The following is a 17,747-nucleotide window of genomic DNA, read 5'->3' on the forward strand; positions in this document are numbered from 1 at the left end:
TCCATTAAGGGGCAATGAAGATGACCTGGAAATTGTCCAGGTAGAGGTTGTAAACGCCGGCTCCGGGATTTGCCGGCACAATCGCTAATTGTTCAAACACACCCTTGCCGGTGGTGGATTCGAGGCGGCCATTGCCGGTATATGACCGAATCGGTTCGTGGGGGAAGAAGAACCGCAAGGTCGTCCATTGACCTGCGGAGACTAACCGGCCCTTGGGCGGCGTACTGGTATTGCTGGTGGTGCCGCCAAGCCACTCAATCGGTTCACCAGCGTTTCCGCCGTCGGCCCCCATAGCAGCCGTCGTGCTCGTTTCGCGCAGGCCGACGGCGATGTAGACGGGCTTATCCGCCAGGACATCAAATTGCAGCCCCTGCCGGAAATCAACGGTGGGGTTGGGTATGATCGGCCCCCCGCTGGTGGTCAGGCGCAGCCAGGCTCCGGCGCTCGCGTTGAAGCTCCACGCCGCCTGCACGACCCTGCCACCGGCATGGCCCGTCGGGAAGGAGTTGGTCACGTAGGCGAAATTGGGAGCGGCCGTGTCAATAAAGCCCATGGTTGTTCCCGAGTAGGCAGGTCTATGGAACATCACTGCGGTGCCGGGGCTGCGGCCCTCGAAATCGCTCAGCAGCCAGGTCAGCATCCCGCGCGCGCGATAGTAGCGCCGCGGCAACGTCAAGGACTCGGGATCGGCAAACAACAAGCTGCTGTCGTCGAAGGCAGTGGTCGCGATCGGCAACCAGTCGGTGAGATTCGTTGAAGCGGCGAGTACAAACGCATTTCCCGCCTCCCCGCTCAGGCCGATCTGGAACTGGCTGTCGCCGGTCACGCCCGGCAGCGTAAGCTGGGGCGGCGGTATGACCACAATGGTTATCACGGCCGTCGCGCTGGTGACCGCACCGCTCATATTGGCGACGACAACGTCGTAGCTCCCCGCGTCGGACGGTTGCACGAGCGGAAGGACCAGGCTTGAATCGGTCCCGCCGGCGAGGTGGGCCCCATCCCGCCGCCATTGATAGGTCAGCGGCGACAGGCTGGTGGCGCTGACGCTCAAGCACGGCGTCGTCCCCGCCACCAGGGTCTGGCTTTCGGGGTGCGCGGTAATCGTCGGCGTCGGCGGCATAATCACTGTGAGCACCGCATTGCTGCTGGTGACGCTGCCGTTCGCGTTGGAGACCACGACACTGTAAGTTCCGGCGTCAGCGAACAGCGCCTCCGCGATCACGTGACTCGTGGTTGTGGCGCTGGGCAGCGGCGACCCGTTCAAGCGCCATTGGCAGGACAACGGCGGCGGACCCGAGGCCGCCACGGCAAACGTGACCGGCGCCCCCGCGGCGACCGTTTGGTTCTGCGGCTGCGAGATAATCGAAGGCGGCAGATCCAGTCCGGCAACCGTCAGCACTGCCTGCGTGTTGGCAATTCCGCCGGTATTCGAAATCACAATGGAGTAAGTGCCCGCGCTCGACGCCAAAACAGGGTTGACGGTGTAACCGGTGCCGGTCGCCCCGGCGATGTTGCTTCCATTGAATTGCCACTGGAACGCCATGGGCGTCGTTCCGGACGGAAGCACGAAGAACGACGCCGCGTCGCCGGCATTGATGGTCTGGCTCAGCGGAGGCGAGAGGATCACGGGTGGCATCTGAACCGGCTGCGCGAATCTGATGGCATCCGCCAGCACCACCTGGCCGGTGTCAGGGAAGCCATCCGTGATCTTCACATTGCCGGCGGTGCCGCCGCTAAAGTGGAACGTGCCAAGGATATTCCAAACGCCGCCGTTGATCTTCTGATTGACGTAGCAGGTCTGCTGGCCGCCGTCGTAGGTGATGATGTAGGGCGCATTGGTGGTGCGGTTGCCGCCTTGCGGATGCCACTCGCAAACCTGGTAATCGCCAGCCGCAGGGATGCTCGGCGTGAACTGCAGGCAAGCCGAGCCGTCACCTTGGGTTTTATAGCGGTAATCCGGCCCGTATTTATCGGACGAGCTGGTGGCATAGATCCAGGAGCCCGCCATCGTGGCGTCCGGGTTATCCACCACCACTTCCACGTTGGTGGGCGGCGGGGGCGGCTCGGGGATGTCGAAGTAGGGGATGATCCGCGTCGTCAAATGCCCGCTGTCATCGGTGACCGCGATGCCCACTTTGCATAGCCCGCTGCGGGGGCAGGGCACCCTGGCGCTCCAGGAATTCGAGCCGGTGGCGGCGCAGGGCACGATCGCGGTCTGCTTGTAGATATCCTTGTACGCCACGAAAGGCTGCGCCTGAAAGATCGGTTTATCCGTATTCAGTTTGAGGGTCAGCCAGTCACCTTGAATCTCCTCGATCACGTCCAGTTGCGGCGCGGCCTCGCCGGTGGTCTGCAACCAGCGCTGCATCGCCTCGACAGCTGTGCAGTAGCGGAAATTGACGGTCGGGTAGGTGCCGGCGGCAATGTGGGCCTTCGCATGGACGTTGGCCGCGTTCGTCAGGAAGTCAACCTCCGGCAGATGCGCCCAGATGCAGGCGACCTGGTCGGCGCCCGCTGCCGCCTCCGCAAACATCCCGTTCATTTGCGCCTGCGAAATATTGGCCATGTAGATGCAGCGCGCGTTCCAACCCTTCCCATCCCCGGCTACCCGGTAGTTCGTCGGGGAGGGGTGATACGGCACCCAGACCTTCCACCAATTGGCCTCCAGGCTGAAAGGAAGCAGCAGGTTAAGGTGGTTTTGGTAATCGTTGCTCATCCACTCCCAGCCGCTGCGGAACGAGACCGGGTAGACCCCTTCCTCCAGGAGGAACTGGGCCACCGCGAAATCGAAGTCATCCTGGCATTCAAGAAAGCTCTCGGCCTGGACCCACGCTGGAGCCCCGCCGCTGTAATTGGTCCAGGCAAAGGTATGATAATGGAGCGTGAGCTCGTCGCCGAACTGCGCGATGGCCGCCCCGTGATACTGCTTCATCAGGTGGAGCGTCATCGTGTTGGGGACCGGCACATCCGTGTTGTCCGCGTAGCGGAAGATCTGGCCCGCCATCATCCACCAGGTGAACTTCATGGCCTGCCCGTAGGAATCCACCATCGTGTTCCGCCAGGCCGCGTCCATCACCTTGTAGGCGTTGCGGCTCTGGTTAGTGTAGAGGCCGATGTTGTAATGGCAGTGGTAGCGGCTGGTGTCCATCCCCTCCCAAATAGCCGTGTCCGATCCCAGAACCAGATAGACGGTGCCAGGTGCCTGTCCCCGAGCTATGGCTGGAATCGAGAGGATTACCGCGCAGATCAGCGCCCGAAGATACATCCTTGCTGTTCCACTCGATGCTGCCGGCATGAGAGACCTGATATCAAACCTGGGCCCTTATGACGAGATTAAAAGAGGGCGAGGTGAGTGCCAGCCAGCTTCTGGATGCCAGGTGTCGGTAACGACGCGCGTCGCGCGCCCGCGGGGTGGGCACCAGGGCAGGGCTGCTCCAAAGCACACGCACCGGGCGCTAATTAAGCCCGGGCATCGCAGCAAACCGGGTTCTTTCCACTTGTGCGGGGGCGCTTTGGTCATACCCTCAAAACCCATGAGAGCAACCGCGTTATCCGGTCCAATCGCGCTGGTGGTGGGTTTGATCCTGTCGAATTCCCTACCACTCTTCGGCGTCCCCGCGACGCGACCCAACGTGCTGGTGATTCTCACCGACGACCAGCGGTGGGACGCGATGAGTTGCGCGGGGCATCCGCTGCTGAAGACGCCCAACATTGACCGGTTGGCGGCGGAGGGCGCGCGTTTTGCGAACATGTTCGTAACTACCTCGCTGTGCTCGCCCAGCCGGGCCTCGATCCTGAGCGGCGTTTTCGCCCACCGGCACGGCGTCCTCAATAACTTCACCGAGTATCCCGACTCGCTGCCCAGCTACCCGAAGCGGTTGCGCGAGGCGGGTTACGAGACGGCTTATTTCGGCAAGTGGCACATGGGCGAGACGAACGGCATGCCGCGCGCCGACTTCGATTTCTGGATGAGCCACAAGGGGCAGGGCAATTACTTCGGCAACGAGTGGAACATCAACGGGCGCACCCAGTACATGACGGGTTACTACACGACGGTCGTCACCGAGCACGCGGTCGAGTGGCTCAAGCGCAAGCACGAGAAGCCCTTCGTGCTGATCCTGGGCGAGAAAGCGCCCCACGGCGGCCCCATCGAGCCCGAGCCGAAGTATGAGCGCGCCTTCGACGCCGATCAGATCGTCAAGCCGGCAAACTATGACGCCTGGCAAGAAGGCAAGCCTGCCTGGCTGGCGGAGAGCTTCCCCACCTGGCACGGCGCCGGCGGTCCGCTCTATAACTATCGCGACTACGACAAGTTCGTCCGCGCCTACCTGGGCACGCTGCTTTCGGTGGACGACAGTGTCGGCCGGCTATACGCGACGCTCCGGGAGATAGGGCAGCTTGATAACACATTGATCGTCTACACCTCGGACAACGGGTTCGCGCTGGGCGAGCACGGGCGCGTGGACAAGCGCACGATGTACGAGGAGAGCATTCGAGTTCCGCTGCTGGTGCGCTACCCGCCCCTGGTTCCCAAGGGCGCCGTGATCAGTGAAATGGCCCTCAGCCTGGACCTGGCGCCGAGCATCCTCGATATCTGCGGCGCCAAGGCCCTCAAGAACATAGACGGCCAGTCGTGGAAGCCTTTGCTGGCAGGCAAGACCAAGGGCTGGCGCAAGTCGTTCATCTACTTCTACAACTACGAGAAGGAGTTTCCGTACACGCCTAACGTGCGTGGCATCCGCACCGCGGATTGGAAGTACATCCACTACCCGCACGGCGACGGCGGCCCGGACCGCTACACGGCGGAGCTATACAATCTGGCGGCGGATCCGCTGGAACGGCATAACCTCATCTCTGACCCGTCCCTGGCGGGCAAGGCGGCCGAACTGAAAAAGGAACTCTCCCGCCTGATGCGCAAACACAAGGCGGCGCCCGACCCCATGCCGCTGGACGGCGGTATCATCAACGTGCTGCCAAAGTTCTGATCCTGCGGCAGTAGTGCCGGCAGCGAGGGCTGCGCTTTGCAGAGAAGAGCGCCCCCCGACATGGGCAGAATCCGCTGGAGCGCAAATAAGTCGCCAATGGGTGTCTCACTTCGGTACGCGGCCCGGGTGTCCGGAGGCCGGCCGCCGCATGGCGCGGAGAGTGCTGTAGTGCAGGCGGTGCGCTGATCAACTGAGGCGCGAGAACAGAATATACATTATGAAGAAGCTTGCAGTGTTGTTACTGGGTTATTCGTTGACCTTCGGCTTTGCCACCCTGGCGGGCGAGGTTAAAGCAGCTGACCAGAAGTGGCTCGAAGCTGTCCAGAAGATGGTCGTCAAAGGCGAGAAGACCGTTTCCACGCCGAACGCGGACCGTGCCAATCTGCTGAAGGACTGGGCCTCCAAGAATAACTACTCAGTCAAGGTGACCAAGACCGAGGCTGGGTACAGCATGGAAGTCTCGAAGCAGCTCGCCCAGAAGTAATCCTGCAACTCAGTGGGAGTTGCCTGATGAAGCGGGCGCGGTCGCCGTGCCCTCTGCAACCACTTCCACTTCGATCCAGGGATACTTGTCCTCCTTGACGCCGCACCAGTAGAGGCGTCCCGAGTGCCTCCAGGCATCGAGGACGATCCCCTGTTCGAAAGGCTGTTCGCGAGCGGTCAGCACCACCGAGCTGTGCTCGCGCCGGGTGTTCAGCCGTGCCGCCCCCCGGCGCACGATCAGAGTCTGCAAACCCAGCGATTCCAGCTTGTCGGATAAATCATCCGCCCATTGATAGCACAGCCCGCGCCTTCTCAGCCCAACATTGACCAGCACATTGTGCCAGATCGGAGGCCGCACGATGCGGTATTGCCAGGCCAAATCGAGGCAGTAAGCGCATGCGGTTTCGGCGGTCAGGGTGGCTTCCTGCGCATTAACTGAAGACGACAAGCCGCGCAACAGCCAGGTCAGGTCCGCCGGCGCGTCTGCACGATGCCCGGGAGAGGCGCAGCCCGCCAGCAGCAAGACGCACAGCCACGTCGTGATGAGAACCAGCCGGGCGCCACGCCCGGCCACGCCAGCCGCCAAGGTCAATCTCCTCAAGCGCACTACTCTGCCGCCTTGTCCGCAGGGCTGTTGCGAGCGGAGGTCACGCCGGTTTGAGCTGTCGCCTGCCTCACAACCGGCAGGAACTTCGAGAGTAGGTTCGTCTCGGTGGTCCGGCGGAGATACCGGGTGGCAGCGTTGTTGGTGCCCATTAGAATGATTATGGCATCGGCAATGGACAGGCCCTTGCCCGCCACTGCCGGCCCGGGACTCCGGCGGCTCAGTATAGTTGCGTAGCCTCGTCCTTTTGGATCGGCTGCTGGAATTGGTCGCTGCTGATGAACACTTTGAAACGGGCGTCGTCCGGTTTCAAAGCTCTGACGGTGACGCGCCATACGGCCTGCGCTTTGGGCTCGATCACGGGCAGGGTGTCCATGGTGACCGTGCGGTCCTGCCCCTGCACCGGGGTGGGGCCGGTGCCGGAAACAAACTCCTCCGATTCCGGCAAGGCGCAAGTGACCTTGAGGTTGGTGCCGGGGGCGGTGCCTTGATTGGTGACTTTAATCTCGTAAACCACTTCTTTGCCCAGCTCGATGGGATCATCCAGGTCGGCCGTCTCCAGCAGGATGGCGGGGATGCCGGCGACCTGAGTTTCGCACCGCGTTCTCACCACCTTCCCGGCCGAATCTTCCGCCGACCCGGCAAAGGCCATTTGCGCCGATTGCCCAGCCACCAACGTGGCGCAGACCTGCTTGGCAGTCATCGGCTGGAGCGCTCCAATGGACCACACCACAGTGCCTGCGGTGCCGACTCCCTGATCGGTGGCGCTGGCTACCGTGGCGTCGGCCGGAATGTCCAGGCGCAAGGTGGTTTGGGGTTCGACCGCGGTTCCCAGGTTGGTCACGGTGAGGCAAACGTCGAATCGCCGTTCCACAATGGCCTGACCGGGCGCGTTGCACCCGAGCGTGAGTTCCGGCTTGGTAGGTCCCAGGTCAACTGTGTAGAAATTGCTGCACGGCCTGGGGGTGATGCAGCGGTAGCGGCGGCCATTTGAGGTGAAGTCGAAAGCATAGGCGCTGACCGGGGCGGTTCCGTCCCAAAGCACGTCAATAAGCGCCACGGGCCTGCCGTTCTTGCGCGAGGACATGTAGGGCATGCGGGTGCCGACGGGCAGGCTCAGTTCGGTGATTGGCGCGCTGGCAGCCGCGCGGCGCAGGTCCTCCACATTCCCCTCCCATTGCGCCTGGCGAAGTATCTCCTCCACGTCCGCTTTGAGCTTCTCGTTGGCGAAAAGCGCGCGCAGCTGCTCGGGCTGCTTAAGCGGAGGCGCAAACCGGGTTGCGGGGTGGCCGAGGCGGACGGCGCGATGTTGCTGTGCCAGGGCCGGTGGAATTGCCAGCAGCAGCGAGGCTGCGGCCACAACGGGAAGGAGGTGTTTGATTTTCATGGCTGCCTAGAAGGACTGAGCGCCGCCCAGTCGAGGCTGGGCGGCGCTTGAAATGCACGGGAACCGCGCCGAACGATAGCCGGCTCCCGTCTCGTTACTCGCTCTTAGTAAACGTGCGTGCTCTCTTCCGCAATGACCGGCGACTGCAGCATGTCCGAGTTCAGCTCGAACCGCGTGCGTCCGTCGCCCGCCTTCACGCCCCGGGCCACGATCTTGTAGGTGACCGCTTCCTTGGGCGCCAGCCGCGGCACCGCCGGGAAGGTCACCGTCTGGCCGCTGATCGCGCCATTGCCCGTCGCGCTGACCGGCGCCAGCTCCGGCGCAATGGTCACCACCATCTTCACGTTGTTGTCGTCGGCGCTGCCCTGGTTGGTGATCTTAACCGTGTAGGTGGTGGTCTCGCCCGTGCCCACCCCCAGCGGATCCGGATCGTCTGCCTTCTCCAGCAGAATGGCCGGCACGCCCACTACCCGGGTCTGGCAGGTGGAGGAAACCAGCTTGGCGCAGGTCCCTTTGGCCGACGAGCTGAACTGGAAGCTGCCGGCATTGGCAGCCACAAACACGGCCGACACCTTCTGCGAGGCATTCGGCGCCAGCGAGGCCAGGTTCCAAGTGATCTTGCTGGCAGTAGCCTGCCCGCCGTCGGAAGCTGACTTCACGGTCAGCCCCGCAGGCACGGGAACTTCCAGCAGCGTTCCGGCCGCTGCCGTGTCACCCTTGTTGGCCACTGTGAACGAAACGTCGAACGGCCGCCCCATGTAACGCTGTTCGGGCGCCGTGCAGGCCACGGTCAGCACCGGCTCGCGCACCACGGTGGTGGAAGACGCATCGGCCTTCACACCCTGGGCAGTGGCGACCTCCGCCCGGTTGACGAATTGACCCGTTCTGGCCGCTGTGGCGTTGAACTTGAATTCCTTGCTTTCGCCCGGGGCCAGGTTGCCGGCGTCAAACGCCAGGCTGCTCTTGCCGTCGCTGCTCAAGCCAGCCGGCAGGTTGTCGGTCACTTTCACGCCAGTCAATTGGCTGCTGCCGCTATTCCTGACCGTCAAGGTCATCGGGATAGGATCGCAAATGACCACTTCTGCCGGCGCCTTCTTGGCCAGCTGGATGGCGGGGTTCACGATGCGCGTGGAGGCGCAAGTGCGCGGATCCGCGGACACCGAAGCGCAATTAACTATGGTGCCTTCCTTCTGAGCCTTGAGCCAGAGCTTGATACTGCGGGTGTCGCCGGCTTCGAGATTGCCGAAATTCCAGGTCAGTTGGTCGCCGTCCACCGTCGCGGCGGGTTCGCTGCGCACGTAGCTGGCGCCAGCTGGCACGGTGTCCCGGACGACAACATTAGCGGCGCACCCCTGAGCGGCCAGGCGCATTTCGGCCATGAACTCGCCATTCAGCGATGCTTCGGGTGGCATCGTCTTGCTCATCTTAACGAGGCCCCAGGTCGGATCGCTGCAGGTAGTCTTCGCCGCGGGTGCCGGTGCAGGTGCCGGTGCCGGCGCAGGTGCCGGTGCCGGTGCAGGGGCAACCACGGGTGCCGGTTTCGGTGCCGGTGCAGGCGGGGGTGTCCATCTTGGCGCCGGCTCGGCCGTGGCCTGCGGACGCATGAATGGGGAGCGGCCGGTGTAAAACTTGCCTGGCGGCACATCGTATGCGCTCCGGTATTGTTCATTCCATTGTTCCGGCTGAGTCGCTTGCGCGCGCAGTTCCGGAGCATTGGACATCATTCCAACAGCCACAATGGCTGTTGCGGCTAAGGTCATAACTAATTTTTTCTTCATAGGCTTTTTAGGATGATTCACTTTTTCAATATCGGTAACAGTAATTGGATCAAATCGTCTATTTGTCAAGTTGGTTCTGTTTTTTTGGGCGGAGCGCCTCCCGGCTCAAACCGGGCGGCGCTGGAATCGCACGGGAACCGCGCCGGACAATGGCCGGCTCCCGTCTCGTTACTCGCTCTTAGTAAACGTGCGTGCTCTCTTCCGCAATGACCGGCGACTGCAGCATGTCCGAGTTCAGCTCGAACCGCGTGCGTCCGTCGCCCGCCTTCACGCCCCGGGCCACGATCTTGTAGGTGACCGCTTCCTTGGGCGCCAGCCGCGGCACCGCCGGGAAGGTCACCGTCTGGCCGCTGATCGCGCCATTGCCCGTCGCGCTGACCGGCGCCAGCTCCGGCGCAATGGTCACCACCATCTTCACGTTGTTGTCGTCGGCGCTGCCCTGGTTGGTGATCTTAACCGTGTAGGTGGTGGTCTCGCCCGTGCCCACCCCCAGCGGATCCGGATCGTCTGCCTTCTCCAGCAGAATGGCCGGCACGCCCACTACCCGGGTCTGGCAGGTGGAGGAAACCAGCTTGGCGCAGGTCCCTTTGGCCGACGAGCTGAACTGGAAGCTGCCGGCATTGGCAGCCACAAACACGGCCGACACCTTCTGCGAGGCATTCGGCGCCAGCGAGGCCAGGTTCCAAGTGATCTTGCTGGCAGTAGCCTGCCCGCCGTCGGAAGCTGACTTCACGGTCAGCCCCGCAGGCACGGGAACTTCCAGCAGCGTTCCGGCCGCTGCCGTGTCACCCTTGTTGGCCACTGTGAACGAAACGTCGAACGGCCGCCCCATGTAACGCTGTTCGGGCGCCGTGCAGGCCACGGTCAGCACCGGCTCGCGCACGACAGTCCGGGAGGTTGCCTCGGCCGTAACGCCCTGAGTTGACGCGGCGGTCGCCTTGTTGACATATTCACCGGTCTTGGCGGCGACGGCGTTGAACTTGAATTCCTTGCTTTCGCCCGGGGCCAGGTTGCCCGCGTCAAACGCCAGGCTGGTCTTGCCGTCGCTGGTCAGGCCGGCGGGCAATGGATCGTTCACCTTCACCCCAGTGAGGGCGCTGCTGCCGGAATTCTTGACGGTCAGAGTCATTGGGATCGGGTCGCAAATGACCACTTCCGCCGGCGCCTTTTTGACCAATTGCATATTGGCCTTTACGACTTTGATGTCTTCGCACAGCAGCGGGCGGTAAGTCGCCCAGCCGCAAGTGGTGACCGAGCCTTCCTCGGCGCTGGAGCCCTTGAGCCGGACGGTCTTGGTCTCCTTGGGTCCCATATTCCCCAATTGCCAGGTGGCCACGCCGTCGCGCACCTCGGTCGGCTTCGGATCAGCCTCGGCCATTGAGAAGTTCGGTGAGACGCGGTCATTCAGGATGACCATCTGGATCGGGTAATCCGTCAGGTTGCTGACTTTATAGGCATAGTCGAACTTCTGCCCGGCCAGCACTTCGGCGGGCACCGTCTTCTCGATAAGCAGCCCGCTGCTCTCGCGCAGGCCCGTCGGGAATCCCATCGAGCCTCTGATCCAGCGCACGCCGTTTTCTTCGAACGTGCTGTAGGAAGGCCCGTAACCGCTGCTGGGTTTGGCCGCCGGGGCCGCTTGCGGTGGCGGCGCTTGTGGAGGCGGTGCCGGTGGTGGCGGTGCCTGGGTGACCGCGGGCGAAGACTGATACATTGCCCGCTGTTGTTGCTGAGCGCACCCGGCGACCAGCAGGCCGGCCAGGGCGCAACTCACGATCACTATGTGGTTGCTCGGTTTCTTTTTCATATGTGTGGTACTTGAGTGTGGTACTTGACTTGTTTTGTTGTTTGGCTCTTTCTAATTAACAGGCTTACTCATTGCCGCGCAAGCTCGCAAGATATTCCAATCCCCGTGTTTCGGAGACAAAGTGAAACTCCAGCGAAGGCGGTTCCGTAGCGCGTTCCATCAGCGCAAGAAGCTGGACATAGCGCGGTGAGCGCGCCTGTTCTTCGAAGTCCTTCTGGGACTCCCAGCGTTCTTCGTAGCAAATTGTGTCTGCGCTATCAGCCTCGAGGCAGAGTCGGCATGTGATAAACCCCTTCTCAGCGCGTGCCTGCCTGATCAGCAAGCGCAGCGCTTGAACTAATTCCCCCGCACGTCGCGGGGTACTTTTCATTCGAAGACTGGTAATAATCACGCTGGAAAGCTATGCTAAAGCTATGCCAAGCTGAGATTCCCTGCCGCGTATCGTCATAAGTATTTGTGAGGATGTGATTTACAAACAAAGGCACCGCTACGCTCCGTTGCATGCCCTTCAGCATGGCCTCCAAAATATTGGAGATACTACCAACCTTCGGAGAGTCGCCCTCCTGGAAAGCGAGGCGGGCGAACCCGGGCATTAGCCGGGCGTTTTTGCTGTAAGTTGCGCGTTGGAGCGCTCGAACCCGACTCGCCAGTCCTCCAAAACGGCTTTCTTACTCAGGAACCGCCGATAGCCCAAATACGGGAATTGCCTGATACCCAGGAATGCGCTTGGAGCAGAAGCTCCGTGCAGGAATGACCAACATTTATTTGATGGCTCAGTGTGGACTTGAGGCCCCGCCTGGAGTAGGATTTGGGCAAGCTCTGGAGCGTGTATATGAAGCATGGGAGTCGAGTCCGAAGACGGTTCGGCTTGTTTTGCCCGGCAGAAGGGCGCCGACCAGTCAAATCTGCACCCAGGTGGGTTGCGCCAATTCCCTGCCCCCCAACGCGCCGGGGGCAGGAACGATGCTGCGCGTCCCCGGTGGGAATAGAATTCCTCGAAAAGCGCTATCTGTGCGCCTATTGCGGTGGATTCACGAGGGGAAACGGTTTACGCAACGACCAGGGCTTCCGGCTCGAAAGGCTGGCCGCGAATGAGCAACTTACAGAACAGCACCGCCGATCCGGCTGAGTTCGCTTCCTCGCCTGCATTCGGCACCACGTTACGGGCGGCTGTGGCCGCGCATCTTAGGCGCTCGTTTCAGGGCTACCTGATAGCGGTGGGAGCTGTGCTCGTGGCCTTTTTGCTCCGTTGGTGGTGTAATCCCGTCTTGCAGGGAAGATTGCCGTTCGCGTTTTTCCTCCTGCCCATCATCGTGACGGTCTGGCTCGGCGGGTTGGGTCCCTCTTTGTTGGCAACGGCACTTGGCGCGCTGGCGGGCGGCTGCTGCTTCCTGGAGCCGCGTTACTCCCTGACGGGCCCTGATCCCGCAGGATGGTTGGCCCTGGCGGCCTACTTCCTCACGGGCTTGGTCGTTTGCTGGTACGCGGAGAAGATGCGCCGGGTTACCCGCCGTGTCGAGGAAACCGCGGAAGTGCTTAAAGCCCAGCAGCGAGGGCTGGATGAGCAGATCCACGCGCGCCAGCGGGTGGAGAAGGCCCTATACACGAGTGAGCATCGCTACGAGGCCCTGATCGAATCGATCCCGCAACTGGTTTGGACCGCGTTACCGGACGGTTCCTTCGACTACGCCAGCAGCCAGTGGGAAACCCACACGGGCCTTCCGGTCAAAGAATCGCTGGGGGAGCTTTGGCTGCGATTGCTTCACCCGGATGACCGCCCGGGCGTGGCGGCCGCCTGGAGTCAGGCACTGAAAACCGGAAGGGCGGCAGATTTCGACTGCCGTATTCGTTGTAAGGGGGAAGGGCTTCACCGCTGGTTCAAAGTCCGCGCGGTGCCACTGCGCGACGAAGCCGGCGAGGTCGTCAAGTGGTTCGGAACCTGCACCGACGTCACCCTTCTGGTGGAAGCGCAAGAGGCTTTGACCCGGACCCAGCAGGAACTGGAAGAGCTGGTTAAGGAACGGACGGCCGAGGTCGAGCGGCTCAAGAACAAGCTTCAGGAGGAAGATGTTTACCTGCGTGAAAAAGCGAGGGTAAGCCTCGGCCATGCTCATCATCGAACGGTCGGGCAAAGTCAGGCGATCCGGCGCGCGCTGGCCCAGGCGGAACAGGTGGCCCCGACCGACTCGACCGTTCTCCTGCTCGGCGAAACGGGCACCGGGAAGGAACTCCTGGCGACGACGATCCATGAGCTAAGCGCCCGCCAGGACCGCACCCTGGTCAGCGTGAATTGCGCGGTCATGCCGGCTGCCCTTGTGGAAAGTGAGCTGTTTGGCCGGGAGAAGGGCGCATTCACCGGCTCGCTCTCGCGGCAGATCGGCCGGTTCGAGCTGGCCGATCAATCCACCATCTTCCTGGATGAAGTAGGCGAGCTGCCGCCCGAGGTGCAGGCCAAGATCCTCCGCGTCTTGGAGGCAAAGCAGATCGAACGGCTGGGCAATCCCAAGCCAATCCCCGTGGATGTCCGCATCATAGCCGCCACAAATCGCGACCTCGAAAAGGCGGTCGCCGATGGAACGTTCCGGGTGGACCTTTATTACCGCCTGAACGTGTTTCCGATCACGGTGCCTCCTCTGCGCGAACGGCGCGAAGATATTCCTCTTTTGGTCTGGGCGTTTGTGGACCAATTCGCCAAGACGTTCAACAAGAACATCGAGTCAATTGACCGGGAGAGCATGGACGCGCTGCAGCGTTATTCGTGGCCGGGCAACATCCGGGAGCTGCGCAACCTTATCGAACGGGAGATGATCGTCGCCACTGGCCGGAAACTGCACATCCGGTTGCCGCGAGCGGCAGCCACGCCTAAGGCCGCCCCTACGCGCAAACTGAACGAGATGGAACGGGAGCATATTCTGAGCACCCTGGAGGAATCCGGTTGGCGTGTGCGTGGTCCCAATGGTGCCGCAGCGAAGCTTGGTCTCAAGCCCACGACTCTCGAGGCAAGGATGGCTAAGCTCGACATCCGCCGCCCGGTTTAGTGCCGCATTCCACTATTACACTCCCGTATTTCCGGACCAAATAGCCATTCCGGCAGGAATCGGCGTCGTGTCCATTTTTAAGACAGCAGTGGTTCCCGCGCAAATCTGTCGTCAGGACTCCCCAAAGCCGGAAATGCCGGTGCGCCAACGCTGTGACACCGGTGAGAGCCCGGTGTGTATCCCATGGGGAGCGCTCCCCATGGGATACACACCGTAGTCCCGCCGGATTGGCGCCGTGCCATCGCCGTGGCTGGCTTGGGCGTAGGGTGCCTTCGGCTTGGGGGACGGGCAAGGCCAGTAGCTGGCGCGGCAGCTGGTGGGCGTGGCCGGGCACATCCGGCTGCCGGCGTGGATATCGAGCCCACCTGCCCGGGGGGACAATCCTGAGCACTACTGGCCAAGTTGGACGCTCCGTTGGGGCACACGAAACCCTGGTAAAACCAAGCACTTAGACCTCCAAGTTCTCGTAGTTTCTCCAGTTGATTGGAGGTTTGGCCGGATTCTGGTGCTCAAACACCTGTCGGGCGTCATTTGTAAGTTACTCAACTGCAGCAAGTTGTACAAATCGGCGCGATTCCCAACTGGTTGGCACCTTTCTAGCCTTTAGCTGCAGCGCGGTTCGAGCCTGGATTGGGATCTCGCTCGTGACCGCAACCCGATTGATGTGAGAAAAGTGAAATCCAAGGAAATCATATGACTGAAATGATCGAACAATTGAGACAGCAGTTGGCGGTGTTTGGCCCGAACCTATTGGCCGGACTGGCGGTGCTTGTGCTGGGTTGGCTGGTGGCGCTGGCAGCGTCCATTCTGGTGCGCAAGCTTCTGAACCGGACGACCATAGACAACAAGCTGGCCCAGTGGATGAGAGGCCCGGACGCCAAGGCGGCGGTGCCGATTGAGCAGTGGGTGAGCAAGGGGGTGTTTTACCTCATCATGCTTATTGTCCTGATGGCGTTCTTCTCGACGATCCGGCTCGCGAAGGTGTCCGAGCCGCTAAATGCTCTGATTGCGCCGGTATTGACCTACCTGCCACGGCTCCTCGGCGCGGCGGCCCTGACGTTCGTGGCCTGGGTGGTGGCCACGGTGCTGAAGAAAGTGATTGGCAGTGTGCTGAGCACCGCAAAGCTCGACGAGAAGCTCGGCGGGGCAGCCAATGCCGATACCAAACCGATTGCTTTGAGCGCGACGTTTGCGGACGTCGTTTACTGGCTGGTGTTTCTGCTCTTTCTGCCGCTGATCCTCCAGGCGCTGGACTTGAAGGCGCTGCTGGAGCCGGTGACGACACTGTTCAACAAGGTGTTTGCCTTCCTGCCGAACCTGATGTCGGCGGCGGCCATCATGTTAGTTGGCTGGTTCATTGCCCGGATCGCGCAACGGATCGTGCAAAGCCTGCTGGCCAGCGCGGGAGTGGACCGGCTTAGTGAGAAATGGGGCTTGGCGGCGTCGCTGGGCAAGCAGCGGCTCTCGGGCGTGCTGGGCCTAGTGGTTTACTTTGTGGTCCTGGTGCCGGTGCTGATCAGCGGTCTCTCGGCGTTGCAGTTGGAGGCGATCACCAAACCGGCCAGCGACATGCTGGGCAAGATTATGGCCGAGCTGCCGAACATCATTGGGGCGGTGGTCGTGGTGCTCATCGCCGTGGTGATTGGTAAAGTGGCGTCGGGCATTGTGACCAATCTCCTGGCCGGCGTGGGATTCAACAATGTGCTGGTCACCCTGGGGCTGGCCAAACAAGCCCCGCAGGGCAAGCAAACCCCCGCCGCATGGGTCGGCATGGTGGTCCTAGCCATAATCGTTATGCTGGCTTCCATCACCGCCTGCGACATGTTGGGATTCCCCGCCGTGGGCGTCCTGATTAAGGACTTCATCCAATTCGCCGGCCACATTCTCATGGGCGCCGCCATTTTCGGGCTGGGCCTCTTGCTGGCGCAGATTGTTGTCAAGGGCATCCGATCCAGCGATTCGCCATCTGCCCCGCGCCTGGCCATGGTGGCGCGCATCGTCATCCTGGCCCTGGCCGGCGCCATGGCGCTGCGCCAGACCGGCTTGGCCGACGATATCGTCAACCTCGCCTTCGGTCTCACCCTTGGTGCCGCCGCGGTGGCTTTCGCGCTCGCGTTCGGCCTGGGCGGACGGGAGATCGCCGCGCGAACACTCGAAGACTGGCGTGCCTCGAACGGTAAAGACCAGCCCAAGCGGTAACTCGCACAAACCAAAAACTGGCTTGAGCCGAGGCAACACTCTCGGCCAAGCTCTAATCACAAGAAACCTAAGACTTAAATACTCGGCGTCATCGAAACCCTTATGAAAAGAGCACTCAAGTATCTGTTGGTTACGTCTCTGCTAACGGTCGCCCTGGCGAGTGTGCCGTCGCTGCCGGCGGCAGATTCAACGGCTAAGGCCGATGGCCGCGCAACGAGCGGGACAAAAGCTGCCAAAGAGAAAGGGAAAGCCAAGCGTGATTGGTATCCCTTCTGGGGCTTCGTCGCCTCGGTGGACAAACAGGCGAACACTATCTCCTTGAAGAAGAAACAGGGGGAGCGCGTCCTTAAGCTCGATTCCGAGTCCACGCTCGAAATCAACGGCAAGCCGGCCACCCTTGGCAGCGTGAAAGTGGGCGATTACGCCCACGGCAAGCTGCACAAAAACAGTGCCGGCCAAGAGGTCATTACTGACGCCAAGTTTGACAAGGAAAAGCCGAGGAAGGACAAGGCAGCCGCCGACAAAGAAACCCGAAAAACGCCCACCTCCAAGGAAAAGCCGTAGGGCCCTCCGCACCGGCAACCCAACCAAAAAACCGCAGTTAGAGAAACGAAATCAAATCTATGCCATACGAAATCAAGAAAACAGCTAACGGCAAGTTCATGTTCAACCTCAAAGCCGCGAATCACGAAGTGATTCTGACCAGCGAGGTTTACGAGCAGAGAGCCTCCGCGCTCGCGGGGATCGAATCAGTCCGCGCCAACGGCACGCAGGATGTGAATTTCGAGATGAAGCAATCATCTGCGAACGAGCCCTACTTCGTGCTGAAGGCCGCCAATCAGCAGGTCATCGGCAAGAGCGAAATGTATTCCTCCGAGGCGGCGGCCAAGAACGGCATCGAGTCGGTCAAGAAGAATTGCGGCTCAACCGAGATTAAAGACGTCGCCTAGGCGCGTCTTTCAGCGGTGGCCCACCAGGCCCGCCGAGCGCCCTTGCGGTTCCTCTGTCCGCGCTGGGGCGGCCGGCGTGATGAAGCGGTTGCGCCGCCATGCACCATGCCGGTGCGATGGCGGCGCGGCTGCGCTTTGTTATTCGAACGGCAGGAATGGTGGGAATGTTGGTTAGACAGCAGAAAACAAACCGAAAGAGAGAATCATCATGAACGTGTTAGCGTTGATCATTCAACTCGTCAGCGGCGCGGTGGGCGGCAATATCGCCGGGGCGCTGCTCAAGAAGTTCAGTCTGGGGACCGCCTTGAACTCTGTTGTCGGCATTCTGGGCGGCGGCCTTGGTGGCCAGATTCTTGGCATGCTCGGCGTTGGCGGCGGGGGCGAGGGTGGGGGCGCCATGGACCTGGGCTCGATTCTGTCCAGCGTGGCGGGCGGCGGAGTAGGCGGGGGCGTTCTGATGACGATCATCGGCGTCATCCGCAAGCTGATGGGCAAGTAATCCGGGCGGCCATTGGGCGG

Annotated in this window: 14 protein-coding genes; 7 read left to right on the top strand and 7 right to left on the bottom strand. The window is 61.7% G+C overall.

Going from position 1 to position 17,747, the window contains the following annotated elements; all coding sequences use genetic code 11:
- Positions 1–4: 4 nt before the first annotated feature.
- On the bottom strand, positions 5–3,265 hold the full coding sequence (locus P5205_04325; GenBank protein ID HSA09576.1) for an immunoglobulin domain-containing protein: 3,261 nt from the start codon (positions 3,263–3,265) through the stop codon (positions 5–7).
- Positions 3,266–3,533: 268 nt separating this feature from the next.
- Between P5205_04325 and P5205_04330 the strand changes: the two genes are divergently transcribed.
- Entirely contained in the window at positions 3,534–4,985 is a 1,452-nt protein-coding gene (locus tag P5205_04330; protein ID HSA09577.1) for a sulfatase, read from the top strand.
- Between the two features lie 217 nt (positions 4,986–5,202).
- Entirely contained in the window at positions 5,203–5,469 is a 267-nt protein-coding gene (locus P5205_04335) for a hypothetical protein (GenBank protein HSA09578.1), read from the top strand.
- Between the two features lie 9 nt (positions 5,470–5,478).
- Here P5205_04335 and P5205_04340 read toward each other — a convergent pair whose 3' ends face one another.
- From P5205_04340 to P5205_04365, 6 genes are all read right to left on the bottom strand, one after another.
- Positions 5,479–6,069 carry a hypothetical protein gene (locus P5205_04340; GenBank protein HSA09579.1) on the bottom strand — a complete coding sequence of 197 codons (591 nt, stop codon included), beginning with the start codon at positions 6,067–6,069 and terminating at the stop codon, positions 5,479–5,481.
- Positions 6,070–6,074: 5 nt separating this feature from the next.
- Positions 6,075–6,407, bottom strand: a complete 333-nt coding sequence (locus P5205_04345) for a DUF4197 family protein (protein ID HSA09580.1) — start codon at positions 6,405–6,407, stop codon at positions 6,075–6,077.
- Complete coding sequence (locus P5205_04350; protein HSA09581.1) at positions 6,293–7,459, bottom strand: hypothetical protein; 1,167 nt, start codon at positions 7,457–7,459, stop codon at positions 6,293–6,295. Before P5205_04350 ends, P5205_04345 begins: the two co-directional genes overlap by 115 nt.
- Positions 7,460–7,563: 104 nt before the next feature.
- On the bottom strand, positions 7,564–8,883 hold the full coding sequence (locus P5205_04355; protein ID HSA09582.1) for a hypothetical protein: 1,320 nt from the start codon (positions 8,881–8,883) through the stop codon (positions 7,564–7,566).
- A 532-nt stretch (positions 8,884–9,415) separates the two neighbouring features.
- On the bottom strand, positions 9,416–11,041 hold the full coding sequence (locus P5205_04360; protein ID HSA09583.1) for a hypothetical protein: 1,626 nt from the start codon (positions 11,039–11,041) through the stop codon (positions 9,416–9,418).
- 64 nt (positions 11,042–11,105) lie between these two features.
- Positions 11,106–11,411 carry an antibiotic biosynthesis monooxygenase gene (locus P5205_04365; GenBank protein ID HSA09584.1) on the bottom strand — a complete coding sequence of 102 codons (306 nt, stop codon included), beginning with the start codon at positions 11,409–11,411 and terminating at the stop codon, positions 11,106–11,108.
- A gap of 721 nt (positions 11,412–12,132) precedes the next feature.
- On the opposite strand from P5205_04365, the gene P5205_04370 reads away from it, so the two are divergent.
- The 5 genes from P5205_04370 (at position 12,133) to P5205_04390 (ending at position 17,727) form a co-directional block, all read left to right on the top strand.
- Positions 12,133–14,079, top strand: a complete 1,947-nt coding sequence (locus tag P5205_04370; GenBank protein ID HSA09585.1) for a sigma 54-interacting transcriptional regulator — start codon at positions 12,133–12,135, stop codon at positions 14,077–14,079.
- 693 nt (positions 14,080–14,772) lie between these two features.
- Positions 14,773–16,278 carry a mechanosensitive ion channel gene (locus P5205_04375; protein ID HSA09586.1) on the top strand — a complete coding sequence of 502 codons (1,506 nt, stop codon included), beginning with the start codon at positions 14,773–14,775 and terminating at the stop codon, positions 16,276–16,278.
- Between the two features lie 102 nt (positions 16,279–16,380).
- The gene (locus P5205_04380) at positions 16,381–16,842 is read left to right on the top strand and encodes a hypothetical protein (protein ID HSA09587.1); all 462 of its coding nucleotides are present in this window, start codon (positions 16,381–16,383) and stop codon (positions 16,840–16,842) included.
- Between the two features lie 59 nt (positions 16,843–16,901).
- Complete coding sequence (locus P5205_04385) at positions 16,902–17,228, top strand: YegP family protein (protein ID HSA09588.1); 327 nt, start codon at positions 16,902–16,904, stop codon at positions 17,226–17,228.
- Between the two features lie 208 nt (positions 17,229–17,436).
- On the top strand, positions 17,437–17,727 hold the full coding sequence (locus P5205_04390) for a hypothetical protein (GenBank protein ID HSA09589.1): 291 nt from the start codon (positions 17,437–17,439) through the stop codon (positions 17,725–17,727).
- Positions 17,728–17,747 lie beyond the last annotated feature (20 nt).

The organism is Candidatus Paceibacterota bacterium, from assembly GCA_035452965.1.
Taxonomy (GTDB): Bacteria; Verrucomicrobiota; Verrucomicrobiia; order Limisphaerales; family UBA8199; genus UBA8199.

What these genes read in the sequence shown, in the direction of transcription:
- P5205_04350 (HSA09581.1), bottom strand. Translation starts at nt 7,459, where the DNA reads ATGAAAATCAAACACCTCCTTCCCGTTGTGGCCGCAGCCTCGCTGCTG.
- P5205_04375 (HSA09586.1), top strand. Translation starts at nt 14,773, where the DNA reads ATGACTGAAATGATCGAACAATTGAGACAGCAGTTGGCGGTGTTTGGC.
- P5205_04380 (HSA09587.1), top strand. Translation starts at nt 16,381, where the DNA reads ATGAAAAGAGCACTCAAGTATCTGTTGGTTACGTCTCTGCTAACGGTC.
- P5205_04365 (HSA09584.1), bottom strand. Translation starts at nt 11,411, where the DNA reads ATGAAAAGTACCCCGCGACGTGCGGGGGAATTAGTTCAAGCGCTGCGC.
- P5205_04345 (HSA09580.1), bottom strand. Translation starts at nt 6,407, where the DNA reads ATGGCGCGTCACCGTCAGAGCTTTGAAACCGGACGACGCCCGTTTCAA.
- P5205_04360 (HSA09583.1), bottom strand. Translation starts at nt 11,041, where the DNA reads ATGAAAAAGAAACCGAGCAACCACATAGTGATCGTGAGTTGCGCCCTG.
- P5205_04370 (HSA09585.1), top strand. Translation starts at nt 12,133, where the DNA reads ATGAGCAACTTACAGAACAGCACCGCCGATCCGGCTGAGTTCGCTTCC.
- P5205_04390 (HSA09589.1), top strand. Translation starts at nt 17,437, where the DNA reads ATGAACGTGTTAGCGTTGATCATTCAACTCGTCAGCGGCGCGGTGGGC.
- P5205_04330 (HSA09577.1), top strand. Translation starts at nt 3,534, where the DNA reads ATGAGAGCAACCGCGTTATCCGGTCCAATCGCGCTGGTGGTGGGTTTG.
- P5205_04355 (HSA09582.1), bottom strand. Translation starts at nt 8,883, where the DNA reads ATGAGCAAGACGATGCCACCCGAAGCATCGCTGAATGGCGAGTTCATG.
- P5205_04335 (HSA09578.1), top strand. Translation starts at nt 5,203, where the DNA reads ATGAAGAAGCTTGCAGTGTTGTTACTGGGTTATTCGTTGACCTTCGGC.
- P5205_04325 (HSA09576.1), bottom strand. Translation starts at nt 3,265, where the DNA reads ATGTATCTTCGGGCGCTGATCTGCGCGGTAATCCTCTCGATTCCAGCC.
- P5205_04385 (HSA09588.1), top strand. Translation starts at nt 16,902, where the DNA reads ATGCCATACGAAATCAAGAAAACAGCTAACGGCAAGTTCATGTTCAAC.